Annotated in this window: 23 protein-coding genes; 7 read left to right on the forward strand and 16 right to left on the reverse strand. The window is 62.1% G+C overall.

All coding sequences use genetic code 11. The features are described from left to right. The first annotated feature begins 7 nt into the window (after positions 1–7). Both BS630_RS09450 and BS630_RS09455 read left to right on the forward strand, forming a co-directional pair. A complete protein-coding gene (locus tag BS630_RS09450; protein ID WP_077977211.1) occupies positions 8–994 on the forward strand; it encodes a type II secretion system F family protein in 987 nt (328 codons plus the stop codon). A 197-nt stretch (positions 995–1,191) separates the two neighbouring features. Next, positions 1,192–1,824: a LysE family translocator gene (locus tag BS630_RS09455; protein ID WP_077977212.1), complete on the forward strand. Its 633-nt coding sequence runs from the start codon at positions 1,192–1,194 to the stop codon at positions 1,822–1,824. Positions 1,825–1,933: 109 nt separating this feature from the next. Here BS630_RS09455 and BS630_RS09460 read toward each other — a convergent pair whose 3' ends face one another. Beyond that, the gene (locus BS630_RS09460; RefSeq protein ID WP_077977213.1) at positions 1,934–2,770 is read right to left on the reverse strand and encodes a tetratricopeptide repeat protein; all 837 of its coding nucleotides are present in this window, start codon (positions 2,768–2,770) and stop codon (positions 1,934–1,936) included. 144 nt (positions 2,771–2,914) lie between these two features. On the opposite strand from BS630_RS09460, the gene BS630_RS09465 reads away from it, so the two are divergent. The 3 genes from BS630_RS09465 to BS630_RS09475 all read left to right on the forward strand — a co-directional run bounded on the left by BS630_RS09465 (position 2,915) and on the right by BS630_RS09475 (position 5,703). Then, a complete protein-coding gene (locus BS630_RS09465) occupies positions 2,915–4,306 on the forward strand; it encodes a leucyl aminopeptidase family protein (RefSeq protein ID WP_077977214.1) in 1,392 nt (463 codons plus the stop codon). 177 nt (positions 4,307–4,483) lie between these two features. Beyond that, positions 4,484–4,834, forward strand: a complete 351-nt coding sequence (locus BS630_RS09470; protein ID WP_077977215.1) for a MarR family transcriptional regulator — start codon at positions 4,484–4,486, stop codon at positions 4,832–4,834. Between the two features lie 11 nt (positions 4,835–4,845). Then, positions 4,846–5,703, forward strand: a complete 858-nt coding sequence (locus BS630_RS09475; RefSeq protein WP_077977216.1) for a C40 family peptidase — start codon at positions 4,846–4,848, stop codon at positions 5,701–5,703. Here BS630_RS09475 and BS630_RS09480 read toward each other — a convergent pair whose 3' ends face one another. The 12 genes from BS630_RS09480 to BS630_RS09535 form a co-directional block, all read right to left on the reverse strand. Beyond that, a complete protein-coding gene (locus tag BS630_RS09480; protein ID WP_077977217.1) occupies positions 5,704–7,095 on the reverse strand; it encodes an amidase in 1,392 nt (463 codons plus the stop codon). Between the two features lie 37 nt (positions 7,096–7,132). After that, the gene (locus BS630_RS09485; protein WP_077977218.1) at positions 7,133–7,996 is read right to left on the reverse strand and encodes an ABC transporter permease; all 864 of its coding nucleotides are present in this window, start codon (positions 7,994–7,996) and stop codon (positions 7,133–7,135) included. Between the two features lie 3 nt (positions 7,997–7,999). After that, complete coding sequence (locus BS630_RS09490) at positions 8,000–8,947, reverse strand: ABC transporter permease (RefSeq protein WP_077977219.1); 948 nt, start codon at positions 8,945–8,947, stop codon at positions 8,000–8,002. Positions 8,948–9,056: 109 nt separating this feature from the next. After that, entirely contained in the window at positions 9,057–10,583 is a 1,527-nt protein-coding gene (locus BS630_RS09495; RefSeq protein ID WP_183594493.1) for an ABC transporter substrate-binding protein, read from the reverse strand. 148 nt (positions 10,584–10,731) lie between these two features. Then, positions 10,732–11,652 carry a LysR family transcriptional regulator gene (locus BS630_RS09500; RefSeq protein ID WP_077977220.1) on the reverse strand — a complete coding sequence of 307 codons (921 nt, stop codon included), beginning with the start codon at positions 11,650–11,652 and terminating at the stop codon, positions 10,732–10,734. A 110-nt stretch (positions 11,653–11,762) separates the two neighbouring features. Beyond that, complete coding sequence (locus BS630_RS09505; protein ID WP_077977221.1) at positions 11,763–12,758, reverse strand: P1 family peptidase; 996 nt, start codon at positions 12,756–12,758, stop codon at positions 11,763–11,765. 233 nt (positions 12,759–12,991) lie between these two features. Next, positions 12,992–13,186 (reverse strand): hypothetical protein, encoded by a 195-nt coding sequence (locus BS630_RS09510; protein ID WP_003544544.1) that lies wholly within the window; start codon positions 13,184–13,186, stop codon positions 12,992–12,994. Between the two features lie 521 nt (positions 13,187–13,707). Beyond that, complete coding sequence (locus tag BS630_RS09515; RefSeq protein ID WP_077977222.1) at positions 13,708–16,629, reverse strand: aminotransferase; 2,922 nt, start codon at positions 16,627–16,629, stop codon at positions 13,708–13,710. A 113-nt stretch (positions 16,630–16,742) separates the two neighbouring features. Then, the gene (gene purU, locus BS630_RS09520; RefSeq protein ID WP_077977223.1) at positions 16,743–17,627 is read right to left on the reverse strand and encodes a formyltetrahydrofolate deformylase; all 885 of its coding nucleotides are present in this window, start codon (positions 17,625–17,627) and stop codon (positions 16,743–16,745) included. Between the two features lie 216 nt (positions 17,628–17,843). Next, complete coding sequence (locus BS630_RS09525; protein WP_077977224.1) at positions 17,844–18,863, reverse strand: acyltransferase family protein; 1,020 nt, start codon at positions 18,861–18,863, stop codon at positions 17,844–17,846. 57 nt (positions 18,864–18,920) lie between these two features. Then, positions 18,921–20,201, reverse strand: coding sequence for a hypothetical protein (locus tag BS630_RS09530; RefSeq protein ID WP_077977225.1), 1,281 nt, complete (start codon positions 20,199–20,201; stop codon positions 18,921–18,923). Between the two features lie 2 nt (positions 20,202–20,203). After that, positions 20,204–21,253 (reverse strand): glycoside hydrolase family 5 protein, encoded by a 1,050-nt coding sequence (locus BS630_RS09535; protein ID WP_077977705.1) that lies wholly within the window; start codon positions 21,251–21,253, stop codon positions 20,204–20,206. 135 nt (positions 21,254–21,388) lie between these two features. Between BS630_RS09535 and BS630_RS09540 the strand changes: the two genes are divergently transcribed. After that, on the forward strand, positions 21,389–22,996 hold the full coding sequence (locus tag BS630_RS09540) for a GumC family protein (RefSeq protein ID WP_077977226.1): 1,608 nt from the start codon (positions 21,389–21,391) through the stop codon (positions 22,994–22,996). Positions 22,997–23,156: 160 nt separating this feature from the next. Next, complete coding sequence (locus tag BS630_RS09545; RefSeq protein ID WP_077977227.1) at positions 23,157–23,489, forward strand: hypothetical protein; 333 nt, start codon at positions 23,157–23,159, stop codon at positions 23,487–23,489. Between the two features lie 13 nt (positions 23,490–23,502). Here the strand turns inward: BS630_RS09545 and BS630_RS09550 are convergent, their stop codons facing one another. The 3 genes from BS630_RS09550 to BS630_RS09560 are packed head-to-tail and all read right to left on the reverse strand — an operon-like array spanning position 23,503 to position 25,493. Beyond that, positions 23,503–24,156 (reverse strand): LbetaH domain-containing protein, encoded by a 654-nt coding sequence (locus BS630_RS09550; protein ID WP_077977228.1) that lies wholly within the window; start codon positions 24,154–24,156, stop codon positions 23,503–23,505. 10 nt (positions 24,157–24,166) lie between these two features. Further along, positions 24,167–25,000, reverse strand: coding sequence for an NAD-dependent epimerase/dehydratase family protein (locus BS630_RS09555; protein ID WP_077977229.1), 834 nt, complete (start codon positions 24,998–25,000; stop codon positions 24,167–24,169). Between the two features lies 1 nt (position 25,001). Then, the gene (locus BS630_RS09560; protein ID WP_077977230.1) at positions 25,002–25,493 is read right to left on the reverse strand and encodes an acyltransferase; all 492 of its coding nucleotides are present in this window, start codon (positions 25,491–25,493) and stop codon (positions 25,002–25,004) included. Positions 25,494–25,518 lie beyond the last annotated feature (25 nt).

Here is a 25,518-nt window from a genome sequence, read left to right on the forward strand (position 1 = left end):
AAGCACCATGTCGCAGGATCTTGCCGCAACGCTCACCAATCCGAGCATGCTGATCGCACTTTTCGTGGCGATCGCCGTCTTCGCTACTTTTTATACGATCGCTGTTCCCTTCTTCGAGCGCGGCGACCTCACAAAGCGCATGAAGGCCGTTTCGACCGAGCGCGAGCAGATCCGCGCCCGTGAGCGCGCTCGCATGAACGCGGAAACCGGCGCCGGCAAGGCTTCGCTGAGGAGCCAGAACAACCGCTCGGTCCGCCAGATCGTCGAGCGTTTCAACCTGCGCAAGGCGCTGGTAGACGAAAACACGGTCAACAAGCTGCGCGCCGCCGGTTTCCGCTCGGAGAATGCGCTGAATAGCTTCCTCGTGGCGCGTTTCCTGCTGCCTTTCCTTTTCCTGGCGCTAGCGGCCTTCTGGGTCTTCGGCCTCGGTAATCTCGCTGAAAGGGGCATGGGCATCCGCCTCTTCGCCGTCATCGGCATCGGTTATCTCGGCTTCTACGCGCCGAACATCTATATCTCGAACCGCATGGGCAAGCGTCAGCACTCGATCAAGCGCGCCTGGCCGGATGCGTTGGACCTGATGCTGATCTGTGTCGAATCCGGTATCTCGATCGAGGCCGCGATGCGTCGTGCGTCGGAAGAGCTCGGCGAGCAGTCGCCGGCGCTCGCCGAGGAGATGGTGCTGACCACGGCCGAGCTCTCCTTCCTGCCTGACCGCCGCGTGGCGCTCGAAAATCTCGCCACGCGCACCCAGATCGAATTGGTACGCTCGGTGACGCAGGCGCTGGTCCAGGCCGATCGCTACGGCACGCCGATCGCGCAGGCGCTGCGCGTTCTCGCCCAGGAAGGGCGCGACGAACGCATGAACGAGGCGGAAAAGAAGGCATCCGCCCTGCCGCCGAAACTGACAGTGCCGATGATCCTGTTCTTCCTGCCGGTGCTGATCGCCGTCATTCTCGGTCCGGCCGGCATTCAGGTGGCAGACAAGTTCTGACGATTGCGCCAGTCCCGGAAAGCGGATGCCGCCTCTGTAGAAGGCGATGTTGCCTCAAAGACCGTCGGCCGATTGCGGCCTTCAAACACGCGTGACCGCCGCCGACATAGCTGGTAAACGGGATGGGCGATCATCGGCAAGCGCGGATGCACCGCAGTGCCCCTGGCGCGCGTTCAATCCCAAGAGAGAGGTTTTCGATGTCTTCTGCCGGCATTTTCATCAGCATCATGGCAGCCCTGGCGGTCGGCGCGATGAGCCCCGGCCCGAGCTTCGTCGTCGTCTCCAGGATCGCCATCTCACGTTCAAGGCTGGATGGCCTTGCGGCCGCGCTCGGCATGGGCGTCGGCGGTGTCGTTTTTGCTGTGCTGGCGCTTGCCGGGCTGACGGCGCTGCTGTCTCAGTTCGAATGGCTCTATGTCCTGCTGAAGGTCGCAGGCGGCGCCTATCTCGTCTATATCGCGGTCAATATCTGGAGGAGCGCCGGTCAGCCGCTCGAAGTCTCTGACGCCGTCAACGGCAACCGCGCGCTGAGATTGAGCTTCATGACTGCGCTGCTGACCCAGCTCAGCAACCCGAAAACCATCATCGTCTATGCCAGCCTCTTTGCGGCACTTCTGCCGAGAACGGTGCCGCTCGATCTCATCGTCGCGCTGCCGCTCGGTGTCTTTGCCGTGGAGGCCGGATGGTATTCGATCGTGGCCGTCGCCTTTTCGGCCCGCCATCCGCGGCGTCTTTATCTTGCCGCCAAGGGCTGGATCGACCGGGCCGCCGGTGCCGTCATGGGGGGCCTGGGTTTGCGTCTCATTCTTTCGGGCCTGAGCGCCCGCTAGAGCATGATGCCGAAAAGTGTGCGCAGTTTTCGGACGACATCATGCGCTAACTCTTTAAATTACATCATGATCTCTCCGAAGGTGTAAGCCTCTCGACGAGATGATTCGGTCAATTGGTGTTGCTGTCGCCTGCTGCTTGCGGCGTCTTGTCCTTGGCGGCGAGTTTCTGCCAGGAATTTGGCTGCGAGAGCATGCCTCGGAGATAGGCGACATTGGCATCGGCCTGTTGCGGCGAAAGTTCGCGTCGGGCGATCTGCTCGGCTTCCGGGAAACGCCCCTGCAGACCGACGACGAGGGCAAGGTTCTGCCTGACGCGGCTGTCGGCGATCGGCTGGCTGGCGGCGGAGCGCAGATAGGTTTCCGCCGTGCGCAGATCGCCGGTCAGCACGTAGGACATGCCGAGGTTGGAAAGGATGGAGGGCTCGTTCGGCTGGATGTCGAGCGCGTCGCGGTAGCGCTGCCGGGCATCGCTTGCCCGGCCCATCTGGTCGAGGATCGCGCCTTGGGCCGAGATCAGCTTCCAGTCCGGACGGTCCGGCGTCTGGGCGCGGCCGATCGTATCGAGCGCCTGCTGAAACTGACCGGCCGCCGCCTGTGCCTTGCCGTAGGCAGCCAGCACGTTGCGGTCTGCGGGATTGGCGATTGCCACCTGCTGCATGACGGCGAGCGCCTGCGTGTCGCGGCCGTTCATGCGCAGCAGATTGGCGTAGTTGACGCCGGTGACGGGATCGCGCGGGTTCTTTTCATAGGCCTGGCCGAGCCGGTCCGTCGCCGAGCGCAGCTCGGTCGCATCCATCTCTTCGACCGGCTTGGTGAGTTTCGGCACCGAGCCCGTTGTCATCCGGTCCTTGGTCGTCGAGCAACCGGCAAGTGCCAGGACGAGCAGCGATGCCGCAGCGCCCTGCAGGATACGATTGGTGATTGTGGTGGTGAGCGAGGCAGGCATGGCGCGTTCCTGGATTCCGAAATCGGCGCCTGACCTCGAAGCGGAACAGGGAAAGGTTTGACGCGTAATCTTCGCTCCAGCAATAGTCTGTTAACCCTAACAGACCGTTAAGGAACGATTCCTTGCGACCGCCGAAGGACAATCATGGCCCCCTATCAGTTTATCGAGAGACCGACTCCTTTCAACACGAAGGGCGGTTCGACGCTGCCGATCTTTGCCGTTACGCCTGCCCATATCGAGACCGGCACGATTGATCCGATCGCGCTCAATTGGGCGCGCAGGGCAGGCTACAAGGCCGAAAGCGGGTCGCTGCTGCTGATCCCGACGGCCGAAGGCCATCTCGGCGGCGCGCTTTACGGCCTCGGCACCAATCCATCCGAGCAGCCTTACATCACCGGCAGGCTCGCCCGTGCGTTGCCGGCCGGCGACTGGCACATCGAGACCGCGCCGCTGACGGCAAATCGCCTGGCCCTCGGCTTTGGCCTCGGCAGCTATCGTTTCGACCGTTACAAAACCGAAAAATCGCCGGCGGCGACGCTGATGATCCCCCGCGATGCCGACGCCGCCGACATCAAGCGCCAGCTCGCCGGCGTCTTTCTCGCCCGCGACCTCATCAATACGCCGACGAATGATATGGGGCCGAACCAGCTCGAGGCCGTTTTCCGTGGCCTGGCCGCACACTACAAGGCGGAGATGTCGGTTATATCAGGCGACGATCTGCTCACGCAGAACTTCCCGCTCGTCCATACCGTCGGCCGCGCCAGCGCCGATGCGCCGCGCCTTCTCGAGTTGCGCTGGGGCAAGAAGGGCCATCGCAAGGTGACGCTCGTCGGCAAGGGCGTCTGCTTCGATACCGGCGGTCTCGACATCAAGCCTGCCGCCTCCATGCTGCTGATGAAGAAGGACATGGGCGGCGCGGCAAATGTCATGGGACTTGCCTTGATGATCATGGACGCTAAGCTGAAGGTCGACCTGCGCGTTATCGTTCCCGTCGTCGAAAACGCGATCTCGTCCAATGCCTTCCGGCCCGGCGACATCTACCGGAGCCGCAAGGGCCTGACCGTCCAGATCGACAATACCGACGCTGAAGGCCGTTTGATCCTTGCCGATGCGCTTGCCTATGCCGACGAGGAAGAGCCCGAGCTGCTGATCGACATGGCGACGCTGACCGGCGCCGCCCGCGTTGCGCTTGGTCCGGATCTTCCGCCTTTCTTCACCGATGACGCCAATCTGGCGCATGACCTCACCGAAGCGAGCCTGGAAACCGACGATCCGATCTGGCGCCTGCCACTCTATTCCGGCTACGAAAAGGATATCCGCACCAAGTTCGCCGACCTCACCAACGCGCCGGCCGGCGGCATGGCAGGGGCGATCACCGCCGCCCTCTTCCTCAAGCGTTTCGTCAGCAAGGCGAAGAGCTGGGCGCATTTCGACATCTACGGCTGGGCCCAGTCCGAACGGCCGCATTCGCCTGGTGGTGGCGAAGCACAGGCAATCCGCGCGCTCTTTCACCATATCCGCGAGAGCCTGCGCTGACGCCATGCCAAAGTAGGCGCTGAGGCGCGTGGCATGATCCCGGTTCACGCGCCGCGCCTTGCTGCCGATCGTTAAAATTTTATTCACCTTGCCGGGCGGCAATTTCTGCCGCCCCTTGCATGTGCGTGGCAACTGCCGGAAAATGGAACGTTAGCGTAACGATCTTCCGGAGGGGCCGTGCCGATCGAACTGACCGCCTCGCAGGCGCTGGGGCTCTGGCATGGCGCGGCGCTCGATCAGGTCCGCCACGATGACCGCGATTTGACGTTGCGCCAGATGGCGATCCTGCTGCATATTTATCTGGTGCCGCCGCCGCACACGGTGCGCGGGCTTGCCGCCACGCTTGACGTCACCAAGCCGGTCATTACCCGCGCCTTGGATACGATGGGCGAGATGGGCCTGGTCGATCGTGTGCGTGACGATGCCGACCGGCGCAACGTGATCATCAAGCGCACTGTCGGCGGTGCGCTCTATCTGGAAAAGCTCGGCGATCTCATCCGAGATCAGGCCCGCCGGTTGCGGATCTGAAAGGAATGCGAATGACGATGCTCGACCGCCGCCTGCATGCCTACCGTCCTGATCTGGCGGAAGCCGGCCTTGAAGGCAAGGTCGAGGCGTTGCGCTTTGTGAAAGGCGCGCCGGCACGTGTCGCCGTTCCTGTCGTGGGTTTGCGCCCTGAACCGGACCTGGCCCGCGGCATCGACACGGAACTGCTTCTCGGCGAGGATGTGACAGTTTTCGATCGCGCCGATGACTGGTGCTGGGTGAAAGCCACCTCGGACGGCTATGTCGGTTATGTAAAGGCAGACGCGCTCTTGGAAGGCCGGCCGGCGCCGACCCATATCGTCACCGTCCAGCGCACCTTCCTCTATCCCGAACCGGAACTGCGCATGCCCCACCAGGCGATCCTGTCGATGGGAAGCCGCATTCATGTCGCCGGTGAGGCGGAAGCGCGCGGCAATCGCTACCTCGTGCTCGAGGACGGAACGGCGATCTTCGCCAAGCACGTCCAGCCGATCGGCGTGCTCGATGGCGCCGATTACGTGGAGATCGCCGCCCGTTTCCTGGAAACGCCCTATCTCTGGGGCGGACGTTCCGGCCTCGGCATCGATTGCTCCGGCCTCGTCCAGCTGGCGATGCTGATGACGGGCAGAGCTGCGCCACGCGACACCGATATGCAGGCGGCAGGCCTGGGCCAGCCGATCGACCGATCCGAAATCCGCCGTGGCGACCTGGTATTCTGGAAGGGTCATGTCGCCGTCTTCGAAAATCCGGAAACCATCCTGCACGCCAACGGCCACAGCATGACGGTGGCGTGCGAGAATTTCGCGGCCGCGGTCGAGCGCATCGGCTGGCTCTACGAGCAACCGACCGGCTATCGCCGCCCGATCAGTTGATCAGCCGATCGGAGGCTGCGGCCAGGATATCACTCCGCCGGTCCTGTCCTCGAAGGCTTTCGACAGTCTCAGCACCCGCACGTCGTCGAAGCGCGGCCCGACGATCTGCAACCCGATCGGCATGCCTGAGCGGGAGAAACCGCAGTTGATCGAGGCGGCCGGCTGCTCCGACATGTTCCACGGAACCGTGAAACCGATATGCTCGAACGGCAGGGCCGGATCATTGGTCGGGGATGCCCATTCGGCCGGATAGGAGATGATCGGATTGGTCGGCGAAAGCAGGGCGTCGACTTCGGTGAACAGCCGTCCGCAGCTCTTGCGCATCTCGATCGTCTGGTTGAAGCCTCTGACCGCATCGACGCCGCGGATGTCGGCGCCGCCCTTCGCCCAATCCCTGATATAGGGCAGGATGCTGTCGCGCCTGTTATCGTCGAGATCGGCGATATCGCCCCAGAGCCGGGACCGCCAGAAATTGTCGAGCCCATCCAGCATCGCGCGTGTCAGCACCGGCTGGACCAATTGAATGGTCGCGCCGGCCGCCTCGAACTGTTTCGCCGCCGTTTCGACCGCGGCCCTGATCTCGTCGTCCACCGCAAGCCCGCAACCGGCATCGAGCATCAACCCGATCTTCATGCCCGACAGGTCGATATCGAGATCCATCCAGTTGAAATCGTTCGGCGGCAGGCTGGTGCCGTCGCGCCAGTCCGGCCGTGACAGCGTCGCCATCGAAAAGGCCGCATCCTCGACGGTGCGCGCCATCGGCCCGACGCAACGCCCGACATAATAGGGATCGGCCGGAATGCGCCCATGGCTCGGTTTGAAGCCGAAGATGCCGGTCCAGCCGGCGGGAAGGCGCACCGAACCGCCGATATCGGTGCCGATATGCAGTGGTCCGTAACCGGCCGCTGCCGCTGCGGAAGCCCCGGCACTCGATCCGCCGGGATTCTGCGTGGTGTTCCAGGGATTGCGGCTGAGAGGATGAAAGCTCGAAAGGCCGGAGGACAGCATACCGTAATCGGGGCAGGTGGTCTTGGCGAAGATCACCGCGCCGTCTTCCCGCAACCGGGCGGCGGCCGGCGCATCGGCGTCCGCGGGTTTGAGTTCCACTGCCCTGGTGCCTGATGGTACCGGCTGGCCCTTCGTGGCGATCAATTCCTTCAGCGTCACCGGGATGCCGTCGAGGGGGCCCAGCGTTTCTGCCTTCGCCCAGCGCTCCGTCGACGCTTTCGCCTGGGCGCGCGCCGATTCCGGATCGTAGAGGTAGAGTGCCGAAATCGACGGCTCCCAGGCGGCGATATGGTCTTCGAGGGCGACCCAGTATTCGAGAGGAGAGAGGCTCTTATCGGCGAAGCGCTGCCTGAGTTCGTGGATGGTAAGGTCGGTTTCGGTCATGGGATGGTCTTTCGGGCTTTTTCGTCTTGGGAGGACATCAGCGGCTCGCCTCGCGCGGGTCGAGCAGATCGCGCAAACCGTCGCCGAGCATGTTGAAGCCGAAGACGGTGAGCGCGATGGCAAGGCCGGGCAGGATCGCCAGCCAGGGGGCGAGCGCCAGATAGGTTTGCGCATCGGCAAGCATCCGGCCCCAGGTCGGCGCCGGCGGCGCCATGCCGAGCCCGAGGAAGCTGAGACCCGCTTCGGTGAGGATCGCCAGCCCCAGCTGGATCGCGCCATGCACGATGATCTGGCTGATGATATTCGGCAGCACATGGCGCAGCGAAATGGTTAGGCGGGTATTGCCGATGGCGCGCGCCGCCGTCACATAGTCGCGGCTCCAGGCCTGCAGCGAGGTCGCAAGCGTCACCCGGGCAAAGACCGGGATCATGAAGACGGCGATCGCGGTGATCGCAGTGAACCGCCCTGGCCCGAGAAAAGCGCCAAGCACCATGGCCGACAGGATCGGCGGCAACGCAAAGATGACGTCGCAGATGCGCATCAGCAACGCCTCGAAAGGACCGCGGATCGCCGCCGCCGAAATGCCTGATATCGAGCCGAGCGTCCCGCCGATCGCAACCGCTGTGATGGCGATCGACAGTGAATTCCAGCATCCCGCCATCAGCATCGAAAGCACATCGCGGCCGAACTGGTCCGTGCCAAGCAGGCCGAAGGCGAGCGGCGGCTGCAATTTATGGATGATCTGCATTTTTGCTGGCGGCAGCGGCGTCCAGACGAGCGACAGCAGCGCCACGGCGACCAGCAGGCCGATGATGACGGCCCCTGCAATCAGGTTCATTCGCCGGCTAAGTCTAAAGACCCGGCGGCGGCTGGTGATGGCGGTGGACACGATCGGTGCCATGCGTCAGGCCGCCTTTCTCATCCTGGGATCGATCGCCAGGTAGGAGAGATCGACGATGAAATTCATCACAATGACCAGGCCTGCGAAGAACAGCACGACATCCTGCATGACGATGATGTCGCGCTGAGAGAGCGCCTGAAGGGCGAGCCGTCCGAGCCCGGGCAGGTTGAAGACGTTTTCCACCAGCACCGCGCCGGCGACGAGAAAGGTTAATTGCAGCCCGATCATCGTCAGGATCGGGATCGACGCATTCGGCACGATATGGCGCCACAGCACCGCACCGCGTGACAGCCCCTTGGCGACCGCGGTGCGGGCAAAATCCTCATGCATCGTGTCAAGCACCGCCGAGCGCGCGACCCGCGTCAACACGCCCGCCTGCGGCATCGCCAGCGCGACGGCGGGCATAATCAGCGCCTGCAATGCCGGCGTGAGGCCGGCGTTCCAGCCCGGGAAACCGCCGGCCGGCATCAGCCCGAGCATCGTCGAAAACAGGATGATCAACAGCAGCGCCACCCAGAAGGCGGGCACGGCGATGCTGATCTGCGAAAACAGCGTCGCGATGACGTCGAAGACACCGCCGCGGCGCGAGGCGGCCAGCACGCCGAGCGGCAGGGCAATCGCCACCGAAAGCACGATCGCCATCAGCGCCAGTGGCAGCGTTACCGCCAGCCGCTCGACGATCAACCCCGCGACCGGTACGCCATAGGTCAGGGAATTGCCGAGATCGCCGGAGAACACGCCGGCCAACCATTGCCCGTAGCGCAGCAACAGCGGCTGGTCGAGGCCGAGACTGTGACGGAGCGCTGCAAGCGTTTCCGGTGTTGCCGAGGTGCCGAGCATGATCGAGGCGGGATCGCCGGGCAGAAGGTCCATGACGGCGAAGATCAGCAGCGAGACAACGACCAGCGTGACGATGAGACCGGCGAAGCGGCGGGCGAGGAGTGGGATCATGCGTGCCACGCTTTCGATGTGGCGCGGGGGTTGCGACCGGCATTGAGCGTTTCGCTATGCGGCTTCCCTTCGCTCATTCCATGCCTCTCAATCCGCCCGAACCCGCCGCCTACTCGTCCCAGGAAACACCAGACAGCACGTTGGAAGGGATCGGCTCGTTCTCCCACAGGCCCTTCAGCTTTTTGTCCCAGACGCCGAGTTTCGGCATGACGAAGAGGTAGAGCGCCGGCACGTCCTCGGCGAGGATCTTCTGCGCTTCGCCATAGATCGCATTCTGCGTGGCAGGATCGACGGTCTCCTGGACCTTCTTCATCAGTGCGTTGAAAGCAGGGTTCTTATAGTTGAAATAATAGGGATCGCGCGCGTAGATATCGATGTCGAGCGGTTCGGCATGGGCAACGATCGTCATGTCGAAATTGCGGTCCTTCATGATGTCCTGGACCCATTTCGCCGGAAATTCGGTCGGCTCGATATTCATCGTCACGCCGATTTCGGCAAACATCGCCTGCATCACCTGGGCACTGCGCGGCGCATAGGCCATCTGCGGCGATTTGATCGTAAAGGTAAAGCCGTTGGGGTAGCCGGCTTCGGCAAGCAACGCCTTCGCCTTCTCGACGTCGTAGGGCAGCACGCCTGTCATGTCCCGATAGCCCGGATCGTTCGGCGTGTAGTGGCTGCCGATCGGTGTGCCGAGGCCGGACCATGCGCCGTCGATTACCGTCTTGCGGTCGATCGCCATCATCAGCGCCTGGCGGACGCGTTTGTCGTCGAATGGCTTCTTGGCAGTGTTCATGCCGGCAACGACCTTGAGTTCGGTATTGCCGATCCTGGTGACGAGCCTTGCATCGCCGTCGAAGGAACTCATCAGCTCCGGTGCGGCAAATTCCGGAAAGGCGTCGAGATCGCCGGATTTCAGCGCAGCCGCCTGCGCCTGCGGATCGGCGATGAAGCGGAAGGTCACCTTGTCGAGCTTGGCAGCCGCATCCTTGTTCCAGTAATCGGCATTCCTGGCGAGTTCGACCTTGTCGCCCTTCGCCCAGCTGGCGAATTTGAACGGGCCGGTCCCCACTGGCGTCGTCTTGCCGTCGGCAGCCGTCTTCGGTGCGACCATCACCGAGGCCGGCCAGCCGAGCCAGTAGATCAGGCTGCCGGTCGGGGCCGAGAGATGCAGCACCAGCGTTTCGGCATCGGGCGTATCGATCGAGGCGATTGAGGCGAAGAAGCGCTTCTGCGGATTGACCGATTCCGCGCCGCGGGCGCGGTCGAGCGAAAACTTGGCGCTCGCGGCATCGAAGGCCTCGCCATCATGGAATTTGACGCCGGTCTGCAGCTTGAACGTATAGGTCAGGCCATCGGCAGAGATCTCCCAGCTTTTTGCCAGCTGCGGCTGGATCTTACCGGCCTGGTCGATCGTCACCAAGCCCTCGAACACGTTTTGCCAGGTCACCTGGCCGATTGCGACGGGTGCCGCGATCGTCGGGTCGAGACCGGTCGGCTCGACGCTCATGCCGAGATTGAGCGTGGTCTTCGCCGCCTCGGCCGGCGTCATCGCCGTTATCACCAGGCCGGCCGAAAGTGCGGCACCCAGGGAAAGCCGCCGGACGAAACGCGAAGGCGCAAACGAAAGCTTGATCATCATGTCCCCTGTCTGGCCATGCTCGATGGCGAAGGCCTTTTGCGAATAAAGTGGCACTATGCCAGTGCACACACAATGACGATTTTGTGTGCTCAGTGTAGCCAAAAAAGCTACACCGTAAATCCGCGGGCAATGCAAGCTCGAAGCGTCAGTCTTTCGTATCGGTCCGACGGCTCGTGCGCTCGCGCATGAACCTCTCGATGAAGTCGAGCAGTTTCGTCGCGGCGAAGGACAGCTGCCGGTCCGGCGCGACGCAGAGATCGACATGGGTGCGAATGCCGGTCTTGCCGGCCAGCGGAATGGCAAGGAGCTGACCCGCTTCGATCTCGCGGCGGACGGTCAGCGCTGGCAGCAGCGTGACCGCAGCTCCGCTGAGCACGAGTTCCTTCAGCATTTCGAGCGAGCTGGTGACGAAGACCGGATCGAGGCTCAACCCCTCCTTCTCGAACAGCGCGTCGAAAGCCTGGCGGAAGCCGAAGGATTGATCCGGCAGCGCCAATGCGTAGTCGGCGAGCGTCCTCAGCGGGATCTCGGAAAGTGCTGCGGCCGGATGCTGCGGCGTGGCGATGAGATCATAGCCGATCTCGGAGCGCAGCCGCACCTTGGTGCCGGACATCGGTGGCGCAAAAAGCGTCACCGCAATATCCGCCTCGGCGCTGTTGACGGCATCGACCGCCTGCCGCGCGCTGGTGATCGTCACGTTAAAACGCAGTTTTGGATATTTCAGGCTGAATTCGGCAAGCGCAGGCGCCAACAGATTGGCGACGGTGGCGCCATTGGCATAGATGCTGACACGGCCGCGCTGCAGGCCCTTCAGGTCTTCGATCAACTGCTGCACATGATCGAGCTCGCGCAGCGTCCGGCCGGCGCGGGCGGCAAGCAGCTCGCCGGCGGCCGTCAGCTTGACGCCGCGGGCGCTGCGTTCGACGAGCGGCGCGCCGAAATGATATTCGAGGTTCTCGATCTGCCGACTGATCGCCGTCGGCGCGACATTGAGGTTCTCGGCCGCCTGGCGCATCGAATTGGTCCTGACCAGCTCGTCGAAATACATCAGCGCCCGGATCTGCATTCACGTCTCTCCGCCATTCGGCACGTTGTGGGGTCCGGTTCCTACCCTAATGCATGTCGCCCAAAAGTGCGCAGCGGTTTGGGCGACAGGCATAAAAACAAAGATCTCAATCAACGACCATTCGGATAGCGGTCGCGCCATGCCTTTTGCGCGCCCTCGACCGGAAGGGCGGTCGCCGCGTAGACGCCACGGGCGATTGCCCGCGCCATGACGATGGTCGCAAGGTGGCAAAGCTCCATCAGGCTTGCCATGTCGTCTCTTCGATACCTAGCCGTCGAAGCGGCAAAGACGGTATCGCCGTCGAGCGGCAGGTGCGCCGGCAGCAGTGCCCTGGCAAGGCCGTCATGGCCGGCAAGCGATAGCCGGTGCGCCTCGGCCTTCGTCAGCTGCGCATCGGTCACCACTGCGCCGATCGTCGTTGCCGGCGTGTTCATGCCCTTGAGCCGCATCCGATGGTCGGCCACCGCAGGCATGCCGAGCCCGCCGAATTCCGCATCTTTTTCAAAGGGTGCCGCCCAGAAATGTGGCCCGTCGCCGATCGTTGCCGAACCGAGCGCATTGACGGCGACGATCGCCGCGATGCGATGCCCGGCGCTGCTGACGGCGCTGGCAGAGCCGAGCCCGCCCTTGACGGTGGCCGTCGTCGCTCCCGTCCCGGCACCTGTCGTGCCGAGCGCGAATGTGCCCTTGGCCGCAGCCTGCAGTGCCGTATAACCCATGTCGCGATAGGGCGAGTGAAGGCCCCAATCCTTGTCGCCGCCGTTCAGCAGGTCCATCAGGATCGCCTGCGGCACGATCGGAATGCGCACCGACCCGACGGCAAAGCCGCGGCCGAGTTCGCGCAGGCCCGCCTGCACGCCGCCGGCGGCATCCAGCCCGAAAGCCGAGCCGCCGGAAAGCACGAAGGCATCCACGGCATTGACGGTCATCGACGGATCGAGCAGGCCGGTGTCGCGCCCGCCGGGCGCACCGCCGAGCACCGTGCCGGATGCGACGGCCGGTTCGTCGAAGACGATGACCGTGACGCCGGAACCGAGCGCAAGGTCGGTTGCATGGCCGACGGAAACGCCTTCGATGTCGGTGATGAGGTTCAGAAGATCGGGCAAGGGCGGATCCTTATCACGGAAAGGCGGCCGGTAGGACTGTACTGCATAATTCCTTAAATCGGAATCGATTTAAGGATAAAATTATGCAGCAATTCAAAGTGTTACAGCGTCCTTTGCGCGTCTGATAAAGACGCGCGGCGCTGTAATGCCCTCAAAAAACAAGACCGGCCCCATTTGGCGGGACCGGTCGGACATCGGGAAAAGCCGTGAATTCTAATCGCGGCGTCATGCCCTCAGGCATGAAGCGGCTTCGGATGACGGCGGGTCATCAGGTCATGGATGGCCAGCCGCACCTCGTCCGGCGAGCCGAAACGCTGCTCGTCGAGGTCGTGGACATGAAATTTCACGGCGATGAACTTCAGCCGGTCTTCATCGGGAATGACGATCCCGACGGGAACGCCTGCATATTCGATAACTTGCTTCTTCATAGATAGAACTCCTGCCGCACGATATGCGCAGCCATGGCGAATTGACTTGTCTGGTACCGTTGAAAGGAGGACGAACGTCACATTCGACAGTTCGGGCGGGAGAGGGCGCCCGGACGGTCATTGCCAAGCACAGATCGCCCAAGGAGATCAGCGAGAATATCGATGTCTATCATGCTCGTTCCTTGTGTTGGCGTTGCACTTGAGTGGTCCCGGTAGAGCCCGGGGCCGGTGAAGGCTGTCTTCGATAATCCACTAACTTGGTAGAGATTACCAGACAGCCTGTCAGAAACATATTCCGAAACGTGTCAAAATATCGACGATTCGAAAAAATTCATTCCGTCACAGCCCGAACTTACAGAATGAAACATATCAGCTCTTCGTTAAATTCGCATGACAGAATCGGAAGTTCGATCGATCACAGCGGCAGACATAGGAAGCCTTGCTGTATCAGGCAATGGCCGTTTCATTAAAAATCGACATGCCTCGAAATGACCGATTTGGTTAATGCTGGAAGCCCTGTGTCACCAGCCTTCTTCGAGCACCTTCTCCAGCGTGTCCGCGAAGAAATCGGCGCTGTCGATGCTGAGGCAGAGCGGTGGTTTGATCTTCAGCACATTTTGGTGATCGCCGGTCGGCTGCATGATGACGCCGAGTTCGAGAAGCCGGTCGCAGATTGCAGCCGTCTCTTCCGTCGCCGGCTCCAGCGTCGTTCTGTCGCGGACGAATTCGAGGCCGAGATAGAGGCCCATGCCGTGCACGGCGCCTGCAATCGGATGGCGGTCGATCAGCGCGGCGAGCCGCGCTTTCAGATGATCGCCGACCGTCCGGGCATTTTCCTGCAGCTTTTCCTCGGCCATGACGTCGAGCACCGTCATGCCGGCGACGCAACTGACCGGGCTGCCGCCGGTGGAGGAAAAGAAATAACCTTTCTTCTCCAGCGATTGCGCGATCTCCCGCGTGGTGATGACCGCGCCGAGCGGATGGCCGTTGCCCATGCCCTTGGCGATGGTGATGATATCGGGCACGACCCCCTGCTGCTCGAAGCCCCAGAAATAATGTCCGAGCCTGGAATAACCGACCTGCACCTCATCGGCGATGCAAAGGCCGCCGCGGGCGCGCACTTGCGCATAGATTTCCCTGAGATAACCGTCCGGCAGTGGAATGCCGCCGGCATTGCCGTAGACCGATTCGCAGATGAAGCCCGCAAGGCCGTTGCCGCCGGCGTCGATCGCCTCCAGCACCGGCGTTACCTCGCTGAGATAGCCTGCCGCGGTATCGGGACCACGGAATGCGCCGCGATAGGTATTCGGTGAAACGACGGCATGCACCCAGTCCGGCCGGGTGGTCGGTGCCTGCGGATTGTCGGCGATCGAGGTGGAGACGGCATCACTTGCCGCCGACCAGCCATGATAGGCTTCGAGCAGGCAGAGCATGTTGCGCGCGCCGCTATGGGCTTGCGCGAGCCGAAGCGCCAGATCGTTCGCCTCCGAGCCGCTGTTGACCAGGAAGACCGCGTCGAGCCCATCCGGCGACAGGGCGGCGAGGCGTTCGGAAAATTCCGTGATCGCGCCATAGTGGAAGCGCGAATTCGTGTTGAGCTTCAGCCATTGCGCGCCGATCGCCGCCGCGAACTTGGGATGGCCATGGCCTAGAATGGTGACGTTGTTGACCATGTCGAGATAGGCGCGGCCCTCGACATCGAACAGATGCTCCTTCCAGCCGCGCTCGATTTGCGGCGGTGCCGCATAGTAATTCTTCTGCGGCGTCGCGAGATGCGCCCGCCGCCTGGCGAAGAGCGCGGCGGTTTCAGGTTGCGGCGCATCCGCTTGCGGGCTGAGAAGCAACGAAGGCGAAGGGCAGAGCACCGACCAGGCCGCCGCCGCGCGCGGTGAGGCAAAGAGCGGCGGTTCGAGACCGGCGACGCTGCAAAGCTGGACGCGCAGCCCGCCGAGCGACGGCGCCTCTCCGAAAACCGTGCCGAGCGGATCACCGGCGGCAATCTCGGCTCCATCCTCGACCGAGAGGTCGAGCCCATCGAGATGCAGGGTCATGTTGTCGCCGACGAGCGTCAGATGCTGGTCCTTCCAGCCGATGCGGCCGGCAAAGGGCGCGGCAATCGCGCTGCCTGCGGCAAGGCATATGTCGACATGCAGGGCGCAGGTCGCCTGTGCCTTCGCAGTTCCCGCGCGGGAAAGCCGATATTCGCCGTAGCGCGTCGCTGCCGTACCGTTTTCGGCTGCCATGCGGGCAAGCAGCCGCCAGTCCATGTCGGTATTTAGCCAGTTGCCGGCGGAAAAATGCGGGCTCCGCACCCCAAGATCGACATAGGCGATTCCGGCGGGATCGATGTCGGGCAGCAACGGCAGCCATCCCGATGTTTCCGGCGCGGCGACATCTGCGCCGGCTGCCTTGAGGATCGCCGCTTCCATAAGATCGAAGGGAACCGACATCGCCGTATCGAAGATCGCCCGCTCGCGGTCGAGATTGTCGCGGACATAGTCATTGTCGGGATCGACCGAAATCTGCTGTTCGCCGCTGGCGACGAGAATGACCGCGCGTGCGACGATCAGTGGCCAGAGCGCCTTCAGTTCCTTGTCGCTCAGCGGATAGATCGCCTGATAGGCGGTGACAGCGGGCAGGATATGAAAAGGGTCGCCATCTGCCTGATGCAGCAGCGAAGCGCAGGTGACGGCGAGGTCGCCGACCAGCCAGCCGCGGATGATGTCGCCGAAATCGATCACCCCGTCGGGGATGATATGGCCACGGGCGTCACGGTGGCCGACGACATTGTCGCCGGTGACGTCGTGATGGACGGCCTGCAGCCGAAGCGACGGCGCCAACGGCTGAATGCGGCGAACAGCCATCACCATGGTCTTGGCAATCCGGTCGCGCGCGGCGCTGTCGGTGATGGCCGAAAGCAGCTGCACCGCAACGGGACCTGCCCGTCTGAGGTCCCATTGCAGGCTGCGGTCGAGACCGGGATGATCGAAATCGGCAAGCGCCTGCGCCAGCCTGGCGCAGAGCGCGCCGAGGGCTGCAACGGAAGCCGGCGCCAGATAGGTCAGCTCCGTCAGCCCCTGGCCTTCCAGATATTCGAGCAGCCGGACCTGATAACCCTGCCCGCGCACGGTAAGGACGACGATCTCCCGCCCGTCATTGGTGGCGATCACCTTCGGAACGCGCGGCGCATCTTGCTTGCTTTTGAGATGATGGATCGCCGCATTCTGTGCTTCGAGCTCGCGGGTCTCGTAGGCTGCATGGCAGATCTTCAGGACGTAGCGGCCACGATCGCTATCGACGCGATAGTTCCTATCCTGCTGGCTGCCGAGTTCGACAAGCGTGCCGGAGAGGCTGTAATGAGCAAGGAGGATCTCTTCCGCGTCGCTGGAGGTCACGTCGGGGCGCGGCAGCGCCATGCGATCAACAAGCGCCTCGTCGGTCACGACACCCCTCCCGCAGCATGATTCGATTACCTATTGAAGGCGATAATCAAGTACTTGCCGCTGGCAGGCAACGGGGATTGTTCATTTGCCAGCAAAAGAGATGTTGGCGGCGCTTACCCCATGCGTTCGGAGGCGTAGCCGCCGGGGCTGGCCGGGAAGACCACGGTGCGGTTGCCGTTCAGGAAGGTGCGGTGATGGATATGGGCGTGGATGGCGCGCGCCAGCACCTGGCTTTCGACATCGCGGCCGATCGAGACATAGTCGTCGGGCGATTGCGCATGGGTGATGCGCGCCGTGTCCTGCTCGATGATCGGGCCTTCGTCGAGATCGGCGGTGACGTAATGCGCCGTTGCTCCGATCAGCTTCACGCCGCGTTGATAGGCTTGCTTGTAAGGATTGGCGCCCTTGAAGCTCGGCAGGAAGGAATGGTGGATGTTGATGATCTTCCCAGACATCTTCTGGCACATCGCATCCGAAAGCACCTGCATGTAACGCGCCAGCACGATCAGCTCGGTGCCCGTCTGTTCGACGATATCCATGATCTGGCCTTCGGCCTGCAGCTTGTTCTCCTTCGTCACCTTGATGTGGTGGAAGGGGATGTCATGGTTGACCACGACCTTCTGGTAGTCGAAATGGTTGGAGACGACGCCGACGATGTCGATCGGCAGCGCGCCGATCTTCCAGCGGTAAAGCAGGTCGTTGAGACAATGGCCGAAGCGCGATACCATCAGCAACACCTTCACGCGTGCATTGCCGTCATGGATCTCGGCATCCATGGCGAACCGCTTGCAGATCGGCTCGAAGCCTTCCTTCAGTTCGGCAAGCGGCACGCCTTCCTCGGAGATGAAGCTGACCCGCGTGAAGAACCTGCCGGTATCGAGATCGTCGAACTGCGAACTATCGACGATATTGCAGCCCTTTTCGGCCAGATAGCTCGAAATCGCCGCCACGATGCCGCGCGTCGACTTGCAGGATACCGTCAATACGTAACTTGTCATGTCTTTCCCTCTTCCCTCTCCAAGGCCGCCGCTGTGCTTAGATCAAAGCCCCGGCCGCGGATAGGCCGACGCACTTTCATCCATGCGACAAATTGCAAGATAACCATCACGTTTGTGAAAGTTCTGTCATTGCTTCAGTCTGAAGCTTAGGAGAAGTTCCGCGAAAAACTGTACCGTCAGCGCCGCTTGGATGCGTATTCTCGCCTTCGACGCGCTTTAGGCAGGCGGCCGGCTCGCCACCGCAACCTTCCGGCGGCGCGGCGAGGTGATCTCATGGATGATCGCACCGCCGATCGACGAGAGCACCAGCGAGAGGATCACGAAGAGCACCGGCTGCTGCAGGATGCCGATCGGCAGGCGGTCGGCGGCGACCCTGAGAAAAGCCAGTGTGAAGGCGTGGGTGATATAGATGCTATAAGAGCAGTCGCCGAGATAGTTCAGCCATCCGATCAGCGGCAGCCTGGAAAAATCGATGGAGATCGCGCCGTAGACGATGAAGATCGCCGGGATTCCCCAGGCATAAAACCGGCTTTCCGGTGGCATCAGCGCCTCGTTGATGGAGAGAAACGCAAAGCCCATGGCAAGGGCCGCCCAGGCCCAGCGGTTCGGCAGAAGCACCTTCTGTCCGTAGAGCCAGCCGAGCACGACGCCGGCGAGGAATTCCAGCATGATCGGCTCGCGGTAGAACCGGGTCATAGTCGTTTCCGGCAGCAGCCGGCAAGCGATCAGGATGACGGCAAAGACGGCAAACATCGCCGGGATGCGCCGTACTTCCTGTAGCGGCAATAGCAGCGCGAAGACGAAGTAGAAGAACATTTCGTAATTCAGCGTCCAGCCCGGAACGACCACCGGCGTGATCGTGCTCGGATCGGCAGGATTGGCCCATGGCAGGAAGAACAGCGAGGCGATGAGATGCGGCAGGTCGAACACCGTCGATTTGAGCAATGACGGTGCCACAAGCGCCACCGTCGCTGAAAACAGCGTTGCCAGCCAGTAGAGCGGCACGATTCTCTTGATGCGCCGCCGGGCGAAGTCGATCGGGCTCATCGCGCGTCCGCTCGTCGTCAGCCACATTACGAACCCGCTCAAGACGAAGAAGATGTCGACGCCGGTTTCGCCATAGACGAAGGCGGTGGCGTCGACTGCGGGATTGACCTTGGCAAGCTGCAAGACCGCGTGGAAATAGACGACCATCAGCGCCGCTATGGCGCGCAGATATTGAAGCTGGACAAGCATCGAGCGTCTTGCTCCCTCGGGCTCGCGCGGGCGTCGGTCTCAGCCGCGCCGCTGCGGTCAACTCAGTACATCTGCCGGACGATCCTGCCGGATGCGCGGGCTGTCGTGGAAACGCATATATCCGACGACGAACCAGAGGAGACCGGCGATCTTCATCGAGAAGACCGCGGTTCCTCCGATCATCATATTCAGAAAAATGAAAAGAGAAAGTGAATGGGCGCAGCGCCGCTGCGCTGCCGTGCGCCCGGCGGGAAAGAGGCAGACGAACAGCCACAGGGCGATGACGCCGAAGATCGTCGCCGCGTAGATCAGGTAGACATAGCCGCTGTCGGCGAATTCCGCGACCCGGTCGACCGCAAGCCCAAGGACGGCGAGCGCATCGAGCTCCATGATCTTCTTCATCGTCAGGTTGATGCGGCCGGTGAAATTGTCGCCGGTCGCGTTGGGTTTCAGGACATAGACGAGGAAGCCCGCGGCGACGATCAGCGGCATCAGCGCCAGATTGAAATTCTTCGGGATCTTCGGGAAGATGAAATAGCCGACGATGCAGGCAAAGCAGAAGATCAGCATTGTGCGCGTGTCGTTCGTCACCAGGATCAGCACGGCCGTGCCGATCATCAGCAACCGGTCCCCGCGGCCGAGCTTTTCCCACATGGAAATCAGGTAAACGGCGATCACGCCGCAGAAATTGGCAAGCGACACCTGCTCGAGGAAGATCGAGGAGGAACGGTGGTCGATGATGCCGAAGGAGAAGCGCTCGGGAAAGCCGAGCGCGTTTTGGAAGAGGCCCGTCGTGTTGTAGCTCAGCGGCAGCAGCCCGCGCGTATTGGCGAAATAATCGGACGGATGGACGATGCTGACGTAGAACGGCACGCTGACGATCTCGAAGATCAGGAAGATCATGACGGCAAGGCTTGCCCAGCGAAAGGCGAGCTTCATCGTTTTCTCGTTGCTCCAGCCCCCGAGTCCGGTAAAGCAGAAGATGATCAGCACGTTGCGGAAGTGATCGATGAACAGCATGCGGTTGAGTACGCTGACATAGATGGTCACGATCAGCGTGAACAGCAGGAACAGGAAGGCCGGCAGGTCGGTCTCGTAGATGCCCTTGTGCAGGATATAGATGATGGCGCTCGCCATGATCAGGCCTTCGCTGGCGGCGACATGCGTCATCGAGAGCGGCACGATGTTGTGGTTGATGAAGGCGAGAATGCCGTTGTAGAGCACGGAGAGCAGGCCGAGCCAGAGCACCGTATGATCGGTGCGCGATGCCCTGCCGGCGGCATCGAGCCGGTTACCGGCTACAGTGAATGTCGCTGCCCTGTGATCGACGACCGCCATGCTCATTTCCCCGCAGGCTTAATGGCGGAGCAAGTGCCGGCACCGGCTTTTGCCACCTCGGCAAGAAGCCGCATCTGCGGCCGCTCAGGGCCTTCGCGCGGCTGGACGTTGAACGGCTCGTTCGCCGGCCACCAATCGCCGGCGGCCCAATAGGACCAGCCGAGCCAGACATCGCTATTATCAGACATGGTGGTGTAGATTTCGGTCAACCCGCTCATGCAGTCCTTGTCGGCGGAGGCGCCGAATTCGCCGAGAAAGCCGCGCTTGTGGTTCCGCTTCAGCCAGGCGGTTACCCCAGCGATCGCCTCGACCGCAGCAGTCGAGCCTTCGCAGGTCGGATGGGTGCCGGAGGAGTCGGCGTCGAGATACTGGTGGACCTCATAGGCGTAGAAATCGAGCGGATCGCGCACACCGAGCATCACCGTGCCATTGGCGCCGCCGATCACATCCTTTTCCCAGCTGCCCGCGCCACTCCATGCCGTGCCCGGCACCAGGATGAGGTTGCGCGCGCCGACGGCGCGGATACTGCGGATCGCGGCATTGGCGGCATCCAGCCAGTCCGTCGCCTTGATGTCGTGCGGTTCGTTCATCAGGCCGAAGAGAACGCCATCCTGATTGGCGAATTCGACGGCGAGCCTTGCCCAGAAATCCCCGAAGGCGGCATCCGTCGCCGGCGCCGTGCCGACCTGGGTCTTGTCGTAATAGCCGAAATTATGCGGGTCGAGCAGAACCGCCATGCCGTGTTTGCGGATCAGGCCGATCGTATCTTTGATCCGCTTGAGCTCATCCTCGTCGAGCCGCCCGCCGAGCGCCGGCTGCAGCCGTTCCCAGCGGAAGGGCAGCCGGACGATCGTCATGCCTTTTTCGGCGAAATAGCCAATCGTGGATTCGCTCGGATAGGTGTAGTTGGTGCCGTAGATGCCGCCGCGCTCGCCATATTCGCCGCCGGACAGATTGACGCCGCGGTAGCAGGGCGCACCAGTCGCAAGGGCCGGCGACGGGATCAGAGCGGCTGCAAGCAGCAGCGCTGTCAGATGTCGTGTCGTCTGCATGGCCATCCTCGCTATCGCGGCAAATCGCAACATCGGCGTCGCTGAGCTTATTTTAACGGTCCGTTAGCTAAGAATTTCTAAAGTATCGGCACCTCGGCTTCAGTCTTTCACGCTGGGCAGGACACGAGTGCGCGTATGAACCAGTATGACAGGAACAGGGTAAGCCGGCTCCCTGGCTGGCGCAGTTTTGAGCCATCTCAGACTGCGCCGGAAGGCGTGCGCATGCGCAGTCCTGTCATCCGCCCGGATGATTTCGTCCGGCCATCGCCCGAACCCGCCCCGCCCCCCTTCGTGCCGCCGGCAAGCATTGCGGAAACCCGCCAATATGAGCGTCCGGCTCCTCCGCCTGAAAAACAGCCTGTCGTGGACGCGCCGCCGAATGCAGCGTTCGCACCTGCCGCACCGCTTCTCGACCTCCGCTCGAGTATCGCCGCGATCTGGAGCCGGCGGCTGATCGTGTTTGGCCTGGCGCTTCTCGGAGCCCTCGCCGGCGGGGCGATGGCGCCGCTCATCGCCCAGAAATTCACCGCCGTCAGCAGCCTCTATTTCGACCCGCGCCAGATCGGCCTTGCCGATGCGGGAGCGCAATCGTCGGGTCCCTCGCCGGAAATGATCTCGGCGCTGATCGACAGCCAAGTGCAGATCCTGACCTCGGGCAATGTGCTGCGCCGCGTCGCCGAAGCAATGAAGCTCGACCAGGACCCCGAATTCACCGGCGGCCGGACCGATGGTGCCGCCGTGATCGGCACTCTGCAGAAGGCGCTTGTTATTACCCGTGAGGCCAGCACCTATGTCGTCTCGCTGGCTGCCACGACCAACGATCCCGAAAAATCCGCAAGGCTTGCCAATCAGGTCGTCACCTCCTTCACCGAGGAAGAAAACAGCGCCTCGAACGGCATTTACGAAAACACCTCCTCGACGCTCGATGGACGCCTCGACGACCTGCGCCAGAAGGTGCTGGAAGCCGAGCAGGCCGTCGAAACCTTCCGCGCCGACAACGACATGGCCGCGACCGAAGGCAACCTGATCTCCGATCAGCGGCTCGTCTCGCTGAACACGCTGCTGGTGACCGCGCAGGAAAAGACCATCCAGGCAAAGGCGCGCGCCGATGCCGTCGCCAATCTCCGCGTCGAGGACATCGTCGCCGGCAACCAGATGGAGGGCGGCGTCACCTCGCCGCTCGTCAGCCTGCGTCAGCAATATGCCACCCAGGCCGCCGCCGTCGGCAGCCTCGAAAGCCAGATGGGCACGCGTCATCCGCGCCTGCAGGCGGCCCGCTCGTCGCTGCAGAGCATATCAGTCGAAATCAAGGGCGAATTGCAGCGTCTCGCCACCTCGGCAAGGGGCGAATACGAGCAGGCCAAGGCCGCCGAGGACAGCATTGCTAAGGAGCTTGCCGTGCAGAAGGCGCTGCACGCGAGTTCGTCCGACAAGCAGGTAGAATTGAACGAATTGCAGCGCAAGGCGACGGCGGCGCGCAATATCTACGAGACGGTGCTGAAGCGCTCCAGCCAGACGAGCGAGGAGCAGAGCCTCAACCAGAGTAACATTCGCGTCATCTCGCCGGCCGAGCCGCCGGTCAAGGCCGACGGTCCGGGAAAGAAAATCCTGCTGGTCGCCGGCATCATCGGCGGTTTTCTCGCCGGTTTCGTCGTCGGCGCCGGCTTTGCGATCCTCGCCGGCCTCTTCAGCCATCCCGTCATCAGAAGTTATTTCAGGAAGTCACCCGCTGCGGCCGCTTGATGACGGTCGTCGGTTTCCCTACATCGGGGAAGCGGCCTATAGAGCAATTCCAGGAAAAGTGCGAAGCGGTTTTCCGTCCGGAATTGGGTAAAACAAAACGTTAGAGCGGTTCTGCGTTTCCGTGAAAAGCTGAACCGCTCTAGCCGGCAGGAGAGTTACCATGCGGCTGTTGATGATGCTTCTGATATCGCTCGTCGCCGTGTCTGGCCTCGCCCCGGCCTCCGCCCTTGCCGTCGACTGGACGAAATCCGTCGATTCGGGCGTTCAACCCCTCTATCCCTACAAGGGTCTTCCCGGCGTCAAGGCGCAGCCGGACAAGAAGGAAGAGGAATCCTACAATTGCCGCACCGAAACCGTCCAGGTCCGCCGCCGTTACGACGAGATCTTCCGCTCGGGCGGCATGCCGACGCTGATGTATGTCTGCGAACGCGACGGCTTCGTTACCACCGGTGGCAAAGTTCCGCTCCGCGGCCACTATCAGCCGGTGCGGTGAGGGGTAGGACCTGTCAGACGCTGCGGAAGAAGTCGGAAAGAATGTCGCGCCTGCTTTCCCTGAACACCAGCGTGTTTTCCGCTCCCTGATAAACGATCCTTTTTGGCTCCGTGTCACGATTTATGACGCTTACGCCCTGCGCAATGATGCTGCGCTCGCGCACTCGGCTGCCGCCGATCACCGCTGTATTCGGATAGAGGATGACGCCATCCTCAATCACGGGCGCAACGCCATTGTTCTTTCCGACGGTCGAGTTTTGATAGAGCACGAGGTGGTTGCCGTAGGTAGCCTTGGCAAGAACTATCCCCACAGAATGACCGATGAAGAAAATTTCGGGCATTTCGATTTCATAGAACACGTCAATGGCATTCAACTGCTTGTTCAACAGAAACAGCTTGGTGCATATCGCCGTCGCCTTTTCCTGCTTCCAGATCGTATTGGAGAGATAGTAGAGGAAAATGCAGTATTGCGAGGAATGCAGGATATCGAAGCGGCCGGCTTTCCAGATGGCGACGTTCGAGACGCAGTGATCGAGCCTTTGCAGCGCTTCGGGGAGGTGTTTTTCGACGAGCCCGAATTCGGTCTCGTCGCCGAACGGGATAAGCCTGCGGATCTGTTCGCAGCAATAGGCCGCAAGCCTGCCGGCTTCCAGGTTGACGATCTCCATCTTCGCTCCTTCAGTCCAAACCGGAAAGCAGCGGTGAAAGTTTACCGGCCACCGAATCCGGGCGCCAGCCGAATTCGCCGGCCATGCGTGTGACGTCTATGACAGGCGGATCGACCGGTACATTCCCGGGTTCGAACCGGATGCGCCTTCCGCTTGTTTCTTGTATCAAGGAAGCCAGCGCGCCGTTCCGGATGTTCTTGCCGGATGCGACATTGTAGATATCGGCTTTGCCTTTGGTTGCAATGTGAACGAGGCCCGCCACGACATCGTCCATATGGACGTAGTCCCGCGAGAATGCCGGCGAGGAGGCAAGGCGGATTTCTCCGCCGCGTCGAGTCACGGCAATCTTGTCGAGAAGTTGCGGTAGGAATCCGTCATCGCCGCCGCGGCTGTCATAGACCGAGGCAAGCCGCGCAATCCGCGCACGTCCGGAGCCAAGTGCAAGGCAGGCGGCTTCGCCCATGAGCTTCGAAAGATCGTAAAGATGGCGCGGTTTCCGCGGAGAGACTGGGAAGCATAGATCTTCCGTCGCTTCGACGCCGGCAGGAAGGCCGTCGTAGAGCCTGGTGGACGAGAGATAGACGAGCGAATCATATTTTTCCGATTGCAGTACACGCGACACGAGGCTCACATGGGCCTCGATCGTATCCGCAGGCCGTCGTGCGAAATCCGCCGTCAGCCCGGCACAGTAGAAGATATGGCCGTGCAAAACGCCACACTGCGGCCAAGCCACGTCGCGCGAGGGCAGGTGGCAGGTCCAGCCCGCGGCCTGCAAATGACGCGTGAGGGCCTGTCCGATGAAGCCGCCCGAGCCTATGATCGTGGCCGTACTGCGCTCGCCCATTTCAATGCCTCCAGCCGATCTGCCGCAGCGGCGTACCAATATTGACCGAATACGCTTCGACGTGGCCGCGAATGAGCGACATGGCGCCGATCACGGCTCCATCCTCCACGACGGCGCCGTCAAGAAGAACGCATCCCGCACCGATCCAGACATCCTTGCCGATGACGATGCCGCCGCGCGATGGCTTGAATCGCTGGTCGCGGATCAACATGTCGCGCCGGCTGTACTCGTGATTGACAGGTGCAAGGACGCAATTTGCCGCTATCGCGCAGTCATCGCCGATGACGATGCCATTGCCGGTATACAGAACGCAGCCGGAATTTATCACCACGCGCTCGCCGATGAGGAGATCACCGCAGCCGCCGGCAGGCTTGATCTTAACGAAACTGTCGATGATCGAACCCGCGCCGATTGCGTACCGGGTTCCGCGTTGGCTCTCCTCGATGTCGGCGAGAGCCGAAATGCGGCTTGTCGGATCGGCGATTAAAGGCATCGGATATTCCTTGTATACCGCTTGA

The sequence above is a fragment of the Rhizobium laguerreae genome (assembly GCF_002008165.1).
In the GTDB taxonomy this organism is placed as follows: domain Bacteria; phylum Pseudomonadota; class Alphaproteobacteria; order Rhizobiales; family Rhizobiaceae; genus Rhizobium; species Rhizobium laguerreae.